General features: G+C 69.1%; 13 protein-coding genes. 11 read left to right on the forward strand and 2 right to left on the reverse strand.

What is annotated here, in order from left to right; all coding sequences use genetic code 11:
* Positions 1 to 53 precede the first annotated feature (53 nt).
* Positions 54 to 980: an NAD-dependent epimerase/dehydratase family protein gene (locus tag D105_RS0108465; RefSeq protein WP_018878134.1), complete on the reverse strand. Its 927-nt coding sequence runs from the start codon at positions 978 to 980 to the stop codon at positions 54 to 56.
* Positions 981 to 995: 15 nt separating this feature from the next.
* On the reverse strand, positions 996 to 2,093 hold the full coding sequence (locus tag D105_RS0108470) for an LLM class flavin-dependent oxidoreductase (protein ID WP_018878135.1): 1,098 nt from the start codon (positions 2,091 to 2,093) through the stop codon (positions 996 to 998).
* A gap of 102 nt (positions 2,094 to 2,195) precedes the next feature.
* Here D105_RS0108470 and D105_RS0108475 point away from each other — a divergent pair, with 102 nt between their 5' ends.
* From D105_RS0108475 to hisC, 11 genes are all read left to right on the forward strand, one after another.
* A complete protein-coding gene (locus tag D105_RS0108475) occupies positions 2,196 to 2,849 on the forward strand; it encodes a hypothetical protein (RefSeq protein ID WP_018878136.1) in 654 nt (217 codons plus the stop codon).
* Positions 2,850 to 2,922: 73 nt separating this feature from the next.
* The gene (locus D105_RS0108480; RefSeq protein ID WP_026280453.1) at positions 2,923 to 3,756 is read left to right on the forward strand and encodes an ABC transporter ATP-binding protein; all 834 of its coding nucleotides are present in this window, start codon (positions 2,923 to 2,925) and stop codon (positions 3,754 to 3,756) included.
* A complete protein-coding gene (mlaE, locus tag D105_RS0108485) occupies positions 3,749 to 4,531 on the forward strand; it encodes a lipid asymmetry maintenance ABC transporter permease subunit MlaE (protein ID WP_018876513.1) in 783 nt (260 codons plus the stop codon). Before D105_RS0108480 ends, mlaE begins: the two co-directional genes overlap by 8 nt.
* Positions 4,532 to 4,559: 28 nt before the next feature.
* Positions 4,560 to 5,018, forward strand: coding sequence for an outer membrane lipid asymmetry maintenance protein MlaD (gene mlaD / locus D105_RS0108490; protein ID WP_017942739.1), 459 nt, complete (start codon positions 4,560 to 4,562; stop codon positions 5,016 to 5,018).
* 46 nt (positions 5,019 to 5,064) lie between these two features.
* Complete coding sequence (locus D105_RS0108495) at positions 5,065 to 5,709, forward strand: ABC transporter substrate-binding protein (RefSeq protein ID WP_018865612.1); 645 nt, start codon at positions 5,065 to 5,067, stop codon at positions 5,707 to 5,709.
* A complete protein-coding gene (locus D105_RS0108500; protein ID WP_018878138.1) occupies positions 5,706 to 6,023 on the forward strand; it encodes a lipid asymmetry maintenance protein MlaB in 318 nt (105 codons plus the stop codon). Before D105_RS0108495 ends, D105_RS0108500 begins: the two co-directional genes overlap by 4 nt.
* Positions 6,024 to 6,113: 90 nt before the next feature.
* Complete coding sequence (gene murA / locus D105_RS0108505) at positions 6,114 to 7,373, forward strand: UDP-N-acetylglucosamine 1-carboxyvinyltransferase (RefSeq protein ID WP_017942742.1); 1,260 nt, start codon at positions 6,114 to 6,116, stop codon at positions 7,371 to 7,373.
* Positions 7,374 to 7,410: 37 nt separating this feature from the next.
* Positions 7,411 to 8,061, forward strand: a complete 651-nt coding sequence (hisG, locus tag D105_RS0108510) for an ATP phosphoribosyltransferase (protein WP_017942743.1) — start codon at positions 7,411 to 7,413, stop codon at positions 8,059 to 8,061.
* An 11-nt stretch (positions 8,062 to 8,072) separates the two neighbouring features.
* A complete protein-coding gene (locus D105_RS0108515) occupies positions 8,073 to 9,140 on the forward strand; it encodes a 3-deoxy-7-phosphoheptulonate synthase (protein ID WP_018878139.1) in 1,068 nt (355 codons plus the stop codon).
* Between the two features lie 37 nt (positions 9,141 to 9,177).
* Positions 9,178 to 10,479, forward strand: a complete 1,302-nt coding sequence (hisD, locus tag D105_RS0108520) for a histidinol dehydrogenase (protein ID WP_018878140.1) — start codon at positions 9,178 to 9,180, stop codon at positions 10,477 to 10,479.
* The gene (hisC, locus tag D105_RS0108525; protein ID WP_026280454.1) at positions 10,476 to 11,570 is read left to right on the forward strand and encodes a histidinol-phosphate transaminase; all 1,095 of its coding nucleotides are present in this window, start codon (positions 10,476 to 10,478) and stop codon (positions 11,568 to 11,570) included. Before hisD ends, hisC begins: the two co-directional genes overlap by 4 nt.
* Positions 11,571 to 11,930 lie beyond the last annotated feature (360 nt).

Below are 11,930 nucleotides of genomic sequence, written 5' to 3' on the forward strand. Positions count from 1 at the left end.
GCAGACGGGTCCCGAACGGTCAGGCCGCGATTGTAGCGGATTGGGGCGCTGTGTCAGTGGCGCAGGCGCTCCAGGCACGCGGTGGTACTGACCCGCGGGGTCCAGCCCAGCTGCTCGCGAGCGCGGGCGCAGTCCAGCACCAGCGGGCCGTCCAGCCCGCGCACCCACCCGGGGTCGCCCGCGCGGGCGCTCAGGCGCCAGGCCAGCGGGTGCAGGGCGCGGATCAGTCCCAGGGGGACCGGTACCCCCCAGCGCCGCTGGTGGCGAGCCATGGCCCGCAGTGACCAGGCGGGTTCGGCCCCCAGATTGAAGGTGCCCTGTGTGCGGGTGGTCACGCTGCGGGCGATCGCCGCCGCGGCATCGTCCTCCCACAGGATTTGCACCGGTTGCTCGCCCGCGGCGGGATAGAAACGTCCGCGGGCGATCTGCAGCAGCAGCGGGTGCGCATGCGGCCCGACGATTGCGGGTGGGCGCAGGATAGTCACGCGGCATTCAGGGTGTTCGCGCGCGAGGGCGCGCAGGGCCTGCTCCACGGCCACCTTGTCCTCTGCATAGGGGAAGCGCGGCCGGGTCGGGTGGTCTTCGGTCAGGGGCTGCGGGCTGTCCGGCCAGGGGCCGTAGACCGCGGCGCTGGACAGGAACACGAGGTGGCGCACGCCGGCGGCGATCGCGGTCCGAAAGACCTGATCACTGAGGGCGACATTCTGCTGCCGGACCCAGGCACGGTCGTGGCGGCGGCCGTGGCCCCCCATCAACTGGAAGGCGAGGTGCACCAGGGTGTCGACCCCGGCCAGATCCTCCGGCCGGAGCCGCGTCAGGTCGCCCACACGGGCCTCGCAGACGGCGGCGCCTCCCGGCGGGGGGAGCGCCGGCGGGGTCCGGTCCAGCGCGAGGATGCGCAGGATCGCCGGCTCGCGCGCCAGGGCGGGCAGCAGGGCCTGTCCCACGCATCCGGCCGCGCCGGTCACGGCGATATGCATGGGTCCGTGTGGCCCTCAGGTCGCGCTGCGGGCGACGGCTGGAGCGGGGTCGGCGAACGCGGGCATGACCTCCTCCGCGAAGCAGTCCATGGACTCCTCGGCCAGGGCCTGCGGGACGGCGCCGGCGCCGAAGGCGAGCAGGACCTGGTCGACCCCCGCCTCGCGCAGTCCCTCGATGCGCTCGCGACACTCGGCGGGCGTGCCGACCAGCGTCATGCCCAGCATGTCGAGGATCTTGAGGTTGATCCCGGCCTTGACCAGGTGGCGGAAGCGGCCCAGCGAACGGTAGTAGTCGTAGCCCTCGATCAGGCGTTCCAGCACCGGCAGGGTCTGCTGGAACATGTGGCGGTAGAACCACTCGAACGCAGGCTTGGCCTCGCGCCGGGCGCGTTTGCCGTCCGGCAGGCACAGGACTCCAAGCGTCATGCCGACCCGCGGCGGATGGGCGATATCGGCGCGCGAGGCATCCCAGGCCTCGTGGTACAGGCGGATGTCCTCGCGGATCATCTGCCAGGGCTTGAACGGGCCCGCCAGCGCCCCGATGCCCTGCTCGGCCGCCCAGGTGAAGGACTCCGGGCTGACCGCGGCGGTCCAGATCGGCGGGTGCGGGGCCTGCACCGGGCGCGGCATCACGGGCACGTCGTCCAGGTGATGGAACGGGCCGTCCTGGGTGATGCGGCCGGTCGCGAAGGCCTGGCGCAGCGCGTCCAGCCCGGCATCGACCCGCGCGCGGGACTCGCTCATCTCGGCCCCGAATGTGGCATATTCGCGCGGCGAGAAGCCGCGTCCGATGCCGAGGTCCAGCCGACCGCCGGAGAGCTGGTCCAGCATGCCGACCCGCTGGGCCACCCGCAGCGGGTGGTGGTAGGGCAGGGGCACTACGCCGAGCCCCAGGCGCAGGTGCTCGGTGCGCTGGCTGGCGGCGGCCAGGACCAGGTCCGGCGCGGTGGAGTGCGAGAACTCCGGCATCAGGTGGTGTTCCACCAGCCAGGCGGTGCCGAAGCCCAGACGGTCGGCCCGCTCCCACAGGCGCAGGGTGTTCTCCAGCACCTCCGATTCGGAGGTCTGCAGGAAGTCGGGCACCGAGAGTTCATGGAATAGGTCGAAGCGCATGGCGCAACTGTGCCGCGCGCACGGGGGCGATACAAGCAGACTGCGCGAGGATACGGTTACAACGTGGTGATGGCCGGGCGGTGACGGCACGGAAGGAGACACATGACGAACGATCAGGAAGCGCTGGCGCTGCAGGCCGCCGGAGTCGCGGGCCCCGGCGAGGACTGGTGGGAAGGCTTCTTCCCGGAGGATCTGCCGCGCGAGTGGCAACTCGAGTATTACACCCACTATCACAGCCGCCTGCTGCTGCCCGCCGCGCTGTGGCTGGAGACCTCGGCCCCCGCGTTCGGCGACTGGGACGAGGCCGTCGCCCCCGCGCTGCGGCTGACGCTCGAGTGGCCGGTGGAGGTCACTCCCGAGTCGGGAGCCGCGCGGGCGCTCGCGCTTGCCGAGGCCGCGGGCCCCTGTCTGCAGGCAGTGGCGCCGGGGCCGATGACGGCGGCGCAGGTCTCGGCGATCCGGGAGGCGCTCGAGGCGGCCGGCCTGGCGCGACTGATGGTCTATGGACCCGGTGAGCCACATACGATCACCCACGCCGAGGCGGCTTTGTTTTATCCGGCCCCGACGGGATCGACGACCGTCGGTGGAGCCTGGCAGATCACCCCCGAGCCGGGCCTGGGCGCGCCGGGCTGGCGTGCGCTGGTGGAGGCCCTGGGTGCGGCCGGCGGAAGCGGCGAGACTCCGGTCTTCCTGCGGGCCCGCCCGGACCGTCTGTCGGACTTTCGGACCATCGCCCAGCTACTGGGAATGGGATGAGCATCTCCCCGTGGGTTTGACGGTCCACCGGCCGGCGGCCAGACTTCCGGGTTCTTAATGGCGAGGAGCGCGCGTGGCTGACCCGGCAGTGGCAGACAGTCCGCATATCGTGATCGAGAACCTGCGTTTCCGGCGCGGGCGCAAGGTGGTCTTCGACGACTTGTCGATGCGTATCCCGCGCGGGCAGGTGACGACCGTGATGGGCCCCAGCGGCAGCGGCAAGACGACCCTGCTGCGCCTGATCGGCGGACAGCTGCGCCCGGACGCGGGGCGCATCTGGGTGGATGGCCAGGAGGTGGCGAAGCTCTCCACCCGCCGCCTGTACGCCCTGCGCAAGCGCATGGGCATGCTGTTCCAGAGCGGCGCGCTGCTGACCGACCTTTCCGTATTCGAGAACGTCGCCTTCCCGCTGCGCGAGCACACCGATCTGCCGGAGGATGTGCTGCACGCACTGGTGCTGCTGAAGCTGGAGGCGGTGGGTCTGCGTGCGGCGCGCGATCTGGACCCGGCCTCGCTGTCCGGGGGCATGGCCCGGCGCGTCGCCCTGGCGCGGGCGATCGCGCTGGACCCGGACCTGATCCTCTACGACGAACCGTTTACCGGGCTCGATCCGATCACCATGGGCCAGATCGTCAGCCTGATTCGCCAGACCAACGAGAGCCTGGGGCTCACCAGCGTGCTGGTCTCGCACGATGTGGCGGAGGCGATGGCGATCTCCGACCACGTGGTGCTGATCGCCAATGGCCGGGTGGTGGATGCCGGGCCGCCGGACGAGCTGGAGGCGCGCGCCTCCGACTGGAGCGCGCAGTTCCTGCAGGGCCGCCCGGACGGGCCGGTGCCGTTCCACTATCCGGGCGCGTCCTATCGCGACGACCTGCTGGGACAGGGGGAGCGCCGCGATGACTGACGCGATTGCCTCGCTGGGCCGGACCACGATCAACGCCCTGGTGGTGTTCGGTCGCGCCTTCGTCTTCCTGATGCGGGTGCTGGCGAGCCTCGATATCGTCATCCGTCGGTTCGGCCTGACACTCGCCCAGGTGTATTCGGTGGGCGTGCGCTCGCTGCTGATCATCATCGTGTCGGGGCTGTTCGTCGGCATGGTGCTCGGGTACCAGGGCTACATCACGCTGGTGAACTTCGGCGCGGCCGAGGCCTTGGGCGGGGTGGTGGCGCTGTCGCTGGTGCGCGAACTGGGGCCGGTGGTCACCGCGCTGCTGTTCGCCGGCCGCGCCGGCTCGGCGCTGACCGCGGAGCTGGGCCTGATGAAGACGACCGAGCAGCTCTCGGCGATGGAGATGATGGCGGTGAATCCCTATCGCCGGATCTTCGCGCCGCGCTTTGTCGCCGGGTTCCTCTCCATGCCGCTGCTGGCCGCGATCTTCAGCGCCGTAGGGGTGATGGGTGGCTATATCGTCGGGGTGGGGCTGCTGGGCGTGGACAGCGGCGCCTATTTCTCGCAGATGCAGTCGGTGACCGACTGGAACGAGGATGTGCTGTCCGGCGTGATCAAGAGCATCGTGTTCGGCTTCGTGGTGACCTGGATCGCGGTATTCCAGGGCTTCAACGCGCAGCCGACCTCCGAGGGCATCTCGCGCGCGACCACGCAAACGGTGGTGGTCGCGTCGCTGGCGGTGCTGGGCCTCGATTTCATCCTGACCGGGCTGATGTTCGGCGCGGGTTGACCAACCAGTATTTCCCTAGGGTGGCAATATGAAGGTACGTTTCTTCGAACTGGCAGTGGGTGTCTTCGTACTGCTGGGCATCGGGGCGCTGTTCTACCTGGCGGTCCAGGTCAGCAACGTGACCGACTACCACGACCGCGACACCTACACGGTGACTGGCTACTTCGACAACATCGGCGGGCTCAAGACCCGGGCCCCGGTCACGGTCTCGGGTGTGCGCATCGGCCGGGTCGCGGATATCCGCTACGATCCGGAGCGCTTCCGCGCCGAGGTGACCCTCGCCATCCGCTCGGAGCACGACTATCTGCCGATGGATACGCAGGCGGCTATCCATACCGCGGGGCTGCTGGGCGAGCAGTACATCGCCCTGGAGCCGGGCGGCGACTACGAAACCCTGCAGGACGGCGACGAGCTGATGTTTACCCAGTCGGCCCTGGTGCTGGAGAACCTCATTGGTCGTTTCATGACCAACATGGGTAGTGACTGATTCGCCCAAACCCGGAGCAAGAGACATGACACGGTTGCGTGACTATATGTGGAGCCTGCCGCTGGGGCTGATGGTCCTGCTGCTGGCGGCGCCGGCCCAGGCCGACAATCCCGCCGAGATCATCCAGCAGTCCATCGACGCGGTGTACGAGGAGCTGCGCGCCAACGAGTCGCGTGCGCAGGAGGATCCGGACTTCGTGATCGGTGTCATCGAGGACAAGATCCTGCCGGGCGTGGACGTCAACGGCATGGCCCGGCTGGTCCTGGCGCGCCACTGGCGGGATGCCAGCAGCGAGCAGCAAAGCCGGTTCACCGAAGCCTTCAAGAACACGCTGCTGCAGGCCTACGGGGTGCAACTGGCCGACCATCTGGACAAGGATGTGCGCGTGATCGAGCGCCGCTCGCGCCAGGACGAGCGCATGGCGGTGGTGGCCACCGAGGTGGTGATGGGATCCGGCCAGTCGAACATCCAGGTGAACTACCGGCTGCGCCCGGTGAACGGCGAATGGAAGGTCTTCGATGTCGAGGCCGAGGGGCTCAGCTTCGTGGGCAACTTCCGCACCCGCTTCAACGAGGAGATCAACCGCGACGGTCTGGACGCCCTGATCGAGCGCCTGGAGGACGGGGACGAGAGCCTGGTCGAGGACGCGGTGGGCGATGCCATCCAGGACAACGGGGCCGGCAACCCGTGAGCGATGCACAGATCCGGGCCGATGACGGTGGCTTGGTCGTCAGCGGGCCGCTGACCTTCGCCACCGTCTCCGGGCTGGAGGCCCGGGCGCGCGGGCTGATGGCGCACCTGCCGGAGCATGCGCGGGTGGATCTGTCGCGGGCCGGACGCATCGACAGCGCCGGCGTGGCCTTCCTCGTCATCCTCTGGCGCCGGGCGCGGGAGCAGGGCCGCACGCTGGTCTTCGAACCCCTGCCGGACGGGCTCCGGCCGCTGCTGGGGCTGTATGACCTGGAGGCGATCATCACCGCCTCCGCGGCCCGATCCGTGGCCTGACCCGGGCGAACGGGCGAGTGCCGCGCGGATTCGTTATCATGGCGCGTTTCGCCGGGCCATGGTCGGTCCGGCGGTGAATCCGGGCACCCCATGGACAAGCTGATCATCACCGGAGGCGGCCGACTCGAGGGTCAGGTCTGGATCTCCGGGGCCAAGAACGCCGTGTTGCCGATCCTGTCCGCCACCCTGCTGGCGGACGGGCCGATGACCATTGGCAACGTCCCGCACCTGCAGGACGTCACCACGACCATGGAGCTGCTCGGGCGCATGGGCGTAAGCCTGACGGTCAACGAGCGCATGCGCATCGAGGTCGACCCCACCACGCTGACTCAGTGCGTGGCACCGTACGATCTGGTGAAGACCATGCGCGCCTCCATCCTGGTGCTGGGGCCGTTGCTGGCGCGCTTCGGCGAGGCCGAGGTGTCGCTCCCGGGTGGCTGTGCGATTGGCTCGCGGCCGGTGAATCTGCACCTGCGTGGCCTCGAGGCCCTGGGCGCCGAGATTGATGTCGACGGCGGCTACATCCATGCGCGCGCGGATCGCCTGAAGGGCGCGCGGGTGGTGTTCGACCAGGTCACCGTGACCGGTACCGAGAACCTGCTGATGGCCGCGACCCTGGCCGAGGGCGAGACTCTGATCGAGAACGCCGCGCGCGAGCCGGAGGTGATCGATCTGGCGGACTGCCTGACGGCGATGGGGGCGAAGATCCAGGGCGCCGGCACCGACACCATCCGGGTGCAGGGCGTGGAACGCCTGCACGGCTGCGAATACGACGTGATGCCGGATCGAATCGAGACCGGTACGTTCCTGGTCGCGGCGGCCGTGACCCGCGGGCGCGTGCGCTGCCGCAATACCCGCCCGGAGTTGCTGGACGCGGTCCTGGCCAAGCTGGTCGAGGCCGGTGCCCGCGTGGATACCGGGCCCGACTGGATCGAACTGGACATGGAAGGCCGCCGGCCGAAGGCGGTGAACCTGCGTACCGCGCCGTTCCCGGCCTTCCCGACCGACATGCAGGCCCAGATGATGGTGCTGAACACGGTCGCCGAGGGCACCGGCTCGGTGGTGGAGACGGTCTTCGAGAACCGCTTCATGCACGCGCTGGAGCTGCAACGCATGGGCGCGCACATCACGATCGAGGGCAATACCGCGATCGTCGAGGGTGTGGAACGGCTGGTCGGCGCGCCGGTGATGGCGACCGACCTGCGGGCCTCGGCCAGCCTGATCATCGCCGGCCTGGTGGCCGAGGGCGAGACCGAGGTGGACCGCATCTACCATATCGACCGCGGCTACGAGTGCATCGAGGAAAAACTGAGCCAGATCGGCGCGACCATCCGTCGCGAGCCGGTCTGATACGCGACTCACACGGAACCGGACGAACGCCTGACCCATGATGGATCCCAACGCCCTGACCATCGCCCTGTCCAAGGGCCGTATCCTCAAGGACACCCTGCCGCTGCTGGCCAGCGCCGGGATTGAACTGCTGGAGGATCCGGACAAGACGCGCAAGCTGATCCTCGACACCAACCGCGAGGACGTGAAGATCGTGGTGGTGCGGGCGACCGACGTGCCCACCTATGTGCAGCACGGCGCGGCATCCATTGGCGTGGCCGGCAAGGACGTCCTGATGGAGCACGGGGCCGCGGGGCTGTACGAGCCGCTGGACCTGCATATCGCCCAGTGTCGCCTGATGCTGGCCGGGCGCCCGGGCCAGCAGCCGGACCCGCAGCAGCGCCTGCGCATCGCCACCAAGTTCGTGAACATCACGCAGAACTATTTCGCCCAGCAGGGCCGTCAGGTCGAGATCATCAAGCTCTACGGCTCGATGGAACTGGCGCCGCTGGTCGGTCTGGCCGACTACATCGTGGACCTGGTCGATACCGGGAACACCCTCAAGGCCAATGGCCTGGAGCCGCTGGAACTGATTACCCCTATCAGTTCCCGGTTGATCGTGAACCAGGCAGCCATGAAGATGCGACATAGAACCATTCAAAATCTCATCGAGGGCCTGCGCGAGGCCGTCACGCCCGCGACGACGTAACCGAGAACACCATGACCGCCGATACCGACGACCTCCGAATCCGCGAAATCCAGGAGGTGTCCGCCCCGGACACCGTCCGCGAGGAGCTGCCGATCACCGATGCGGCCGCCGACACCGTGTTCGAGGCACGCCAGGCCTGCCATCGCATCCTGCACGGTGAGGACGATCGCCTGCAGGTGATCGTCGGCCCCTGCTCGATCCACGACGTGGATGCCGCGCTGGACTATGCCGATCACCTGAAGACCCTGCGCGAGGAACTCTCCGATGCCCTGCACATCGTGATGCGGGTGTATTTCGAGAAGCCGCGCACCACGGTCGGCTGGAAGGGCCTGATCAACGACCCGGACCTGGACGGCAGCTTCCACATCAACAAGGGCCTGCGCGTGGCGCGCGGGCTGCTGCGCGATCTGGCGGTCAAGGGCATGCCGGCGGCTACCGAATACCTCGACCTGATCAGCCCGCAGTACATCGCGGACCTGGTCGCCTGGGGCGCGATCGGCGCTCGCACCACCGAGAGCCAGGTGCACCGCGAACTGGCCTCCGGCCTGTCCTGCCCGGTGGGCTTCAAGAACTCCACCGACGGCAGCCTGCGGGTGGCGATCGACGCGATCCGCTCGGCCTCACGCCCGCACCACTTCCTGTCGGTGACCAAGGCCGGTCGCTCGGCGATCTTTTCCACCACCGGCAACGACGACTGTCACATCATCCTGCGCGGCGGCAAGCAGCCGAACTACGATGCCGAGAGCATCGAACAGGCCTGCAAGGAGCTGCGCATGGCCGAGCTGCCGGAGATGGTGATGGTCGACTGCAGCCACGCGAACAGCCGCAAGGACCCGCAACAGCAGGTCGAGGTGGCACGGGTGCTGGGCGAACAGATCGCCGGCGGTGACCGACGCATCATGGGTGTGATGCTGGAGAGCCACCTGACCGGCGGCCGCCAGGACATCCTGCCCGGCAAGCCGCTGAAATACGGCCAGAGCATTACCGATGCCTGCATGGGCTGGGACGACAGCGAGGCCACCCTGCGCCTGCTGGCCGAGGCCGTGCGGGCCCGCCGCAAGACGCCCGTGCCTGCCTGACAAGACGTCCGTGCCCGTCTGAACCGAGGAATACGCCATGCCCTCCATTGCCCGACTCGATACCCAGCAGCCCGATTTCGACCAGGCCCTGGAGCACCTGCTGTCCTGGGAGTCCGTTGCCGACACCGGCGTACGCGATGCGGTGGACGAGATCCTGGGGGCCGTGCGCGCCGAGGGTGACGCGGCCGTGCTGCGCTACACCGCCAAATTCGATCGCCTCGATCGCCCTGCGGTCGCGGACCTGGAGATCCCGCACGAGCGCCTGCAGGCCGCGTTGGAGTCGATCCCGCCGGAGCAGTGCTCGGCATTGGAGACCGCCGCCGCGCGCATCCGCCAGTACGCCGAACACCAGAAGATGCAGGACTGGGACTTCACCGACGAAGACGGCACGGTCCTCGGTCAGCGTGTGACCGCGCTGGATTCCGTCGGCCTGTATGTGCCCGGTGGCAAGGCGGCCTACCCGTCCTCCGTGCTGATGAACGCGGTCCCGGCGAAGGTCGCCGGCGTCGAGCTGCTGGTGATGGTCGTGCCCGCCCCGGGCGGCGAACTGAACGATCTGGTGCTGGCCGCGGCCGCCGTGGCCGGGGTGGACCGCGTGTTCACCGTGGGCGGCGCCCAGGCGGTGGCGGCCCTGGCCTATGGCACCGATACCATCCCGGCGGTGGACAAGATCGTCGGCCCCGGCAACATCTTCGTGGCCGCGGCCAAGCGCGAGGTGTTCGGCACGGTCGGCATCGACATGATCGCCGGCCCGTCGGAGATCCTGGTGGTCTGCGACGGCGAGACCGACCCGGACTGGATCGCGGCCGACCTGTTCTCGCAGGCCGAGCATGACGAACAGGCCCAGTCCATCCTGCTGTCCTGGGATGCGGCCTTCCTCGACCGCGTCGCGGAGGCCATGGACCGCCTGCTGGCCGAGATGCCGCGCGCCGAGATCATCCGCACCAGCCTCGACAAGCGCGGTGCGCTGATGAAGGTACGCGACTCCGCCGAGGCCGTTGCCGTCGCCAACCGCATCGCCCCGGAACACCTGGAGCTGTCCGTGGCCGACCCGCAGGCGATGCTGGACGCCGGCCTGCGCCACGCCGGCGCGATCTTCATGGGCCGCTACACCTCCGAGGCCCTGGGCGACTACTGCGCCGGGCCCAACCACGTGCTGCCGACCTCGCGCACCGCGCGCTTCTCCTCGCCGCTGGGGGTGTACGACTTCCAGAAGCGCTCGAGCATCATCCACTGCTCGGCCGAGGGCGCGGCGACGCTCGGCAAGACCGCCGCCGCCCTCGCGCACGGCGAGGGCCTGACCGCCCACGCGCGATCCGCCGAACTGCGCAGTCGATGACCGCACGCTCGACACGAACCCCGGACGCCCTGATGCGCCCGGAGGTGCTGGCGCAGCCGGCCTATCAGGTGGCCGACGCCACCGGCCTGATCAAGCTGGACGCGATGGAGAACCCGCACCCCTGGCCCGGCGCGCTGGAAGACGCCTGGCTGGAGGCCCTGCGCGACCCGCAACTGAACCGCTATCCGGATGCCCAGGCGCTGGGCCTGGCCGGGCAGGTGCGCGCCGCCCACGGCGTGCCCGAGGCCGCCGGGCTGATGTTCGGCAACGGCTCCGACGAGCTAATCCAGATCCTGATCACGGCGATCGCCGGATCCGGGCGACCGGTGCTGGCGCCGGAGCCGACCTTCGTGATGTACGGCGTGCTGGCCCGGGCGCTGGGCGTGCCGTTCGTTGGCGTGCCCCTGAACGCGGACTTCACCCTGGACCTCGCGGCGATGCGCGCGGCGATGGCCGAGCACAACCCGGCCGTGGTGTTCCTGGCCTACCCCAACAACCCCACCGGCACGTTGGACGACGCCGCGACGGTGGAGGCGGTCGTCGACGCGAATTCGGGGGTTACCGTGGTCGATGAGGCCTATGCCCCGTTTGCCGCCCACAGCTTCCTCTCGCGGGTCGGCGCGGATGACGGCCTGATGGTGATGCGCACGGTCTCCAAGCTGGGGCTGGCCGGCGCTCGGCTCGGCTATCTGGCCGGCACCCCGGCCTGGATCGACGCGCTGGACCGGCTGCGCCTGCCATACAACATCAACACCCTGACCCAGCGCTCCGTCGCCTTCGCCCTGGATCATCGCGAGGCACTGGATGCCCAGGCGCGGGGGATCATCGAGGAACGTGGCCGTCTGTCGAACGCACTCGCGGCGATTGACGGCATCGAATACGTGTTCCCGAGCCAGGCGAATTTCATCCTGTTCCGGGTGCGCGAGGGACACGGGCATGCGACCTTCGCCGCCCTGCGCGACGCCGGCATCCTGATCAAGGACGTCGGCCGCGCGCATCCCCTGCTCGCCGACTGCCTGCGCGTCACCGTCGGCCGCCCCGACGAAAACGACGCCTTCCTCGCCGCGCTGGGCCAGGCTCTCGGTTCCTGACGTCTTCTTGTTGCACCACAGAGTGCACGGAGCCCACGGAGAATGTCGCAGGGTTGTCGGGGTCGGTGTCCACCTTTTCCCGCCCGGCAACGTTCCTTGGTTATCCCGGAAACCGCGTCGCGGTGATCCGGGATCTCGGCGGTGGGGTCCGTCCGAACGTCGCGGGGCGGGATGGGCCGCATAGATCCCGGCTCTCCACTCCGCTGCGGCCGGGATGACACGGGTCGTTTGAATGTCGCGCCGCGACGGATTTCGCCCAATCGGCCACACCCCCGAAGCCCTTCTTCCAGCCTTCCCATCTTCCTGTTAACCGAGACCCGAACTTCTCCGTGTCCTCTGTGCCCTCTGTGGTGAACGCCC

The organism is Thioalkalivibrio sp. ALE28 (assembly GCF_000377425.1).
Classification (GTDB): Bacteria; Pseudomonadota; Gammaproteobacteria; order Ectothiorhodospirales; family Ectothiorhodospiraceae; genus Thioalkalivibrio.

Bases quoted from the DNA above. Each gene is read 5' to 3' on its own strand.
- mlaD (WP_017942739.1), top strand. From the start codon at position 4,560: ATGAAGGTACGTTTCTTCGAACTGGCAGTGGGTGTCTTCGTACTGCTG.
- D105_RS0108475 (WP_018878136.1), top strand. From the start codon at position 2,196: ATGACGAACGATCAGGAAGCGCTGGCGCTGCAGGCCGCCGGAGTCGCG.
- hisD (WP_018878140.1), top strand. From the start codon at position 9,178: ATGCCCTCCATTGCCCGACTCGATACCCAGCAGCCCGATTTCGACCAG.
- mlaE (WP_018876513.1), top strand. From the start codon at position 3,749: ATGACTGACGCGATTGCCTCGCTGGGCCGGACCACGATCAACGCCCTG.
- hisG (WP_017942743.1), top strand. From the start codon at position 7,411: ATGATGGATCCCAACGCCCTGACCATCGCCCTGTCCAAGGGCCGTATC.
- D105_RS0108470 (WP_018878135.1), bottom strand. From the start codon at position 2,093: ATGCGCTTCGACCTATTCCATGAACTCTCGGTGCCCGACTTCCTGCAG.
- hisC (WP_026280454.1), top strand. From the start codon at position 10,476: ATGACCGCACGCTCGACACGAACCCCGGACGCCCTGATGCGCCCGGAG.
- D105_RS0108495 (WP_018865612.1), top strand. From the start codon at position 5,065: ATGTGGAGCCTGCCGCTGGGGCTGATGGTCCTGCTGCTGGCGGCGCCG.
- D105_RS0108465 (WP_018878134.1), bottom strand. From the start codon at position 980: ATGCATATCGCCGTGACCGGCGCGGCCGGATGCGTGGGACAGGCCCTG.
- murA (WP_017942742.1), top strand. From the start codon at position 6,114: ATGGACAAGCTGATCATCACCGGAGGCGGCCGACTCGAGGGTCAGGTC.
- D105_RS0108515 (WP_018878139.1), top strand. From the start codon at position 8,073: ATGACCGCCGATACCGACGACCTCCGAATCCGCGAAATCCAGGAGGTG.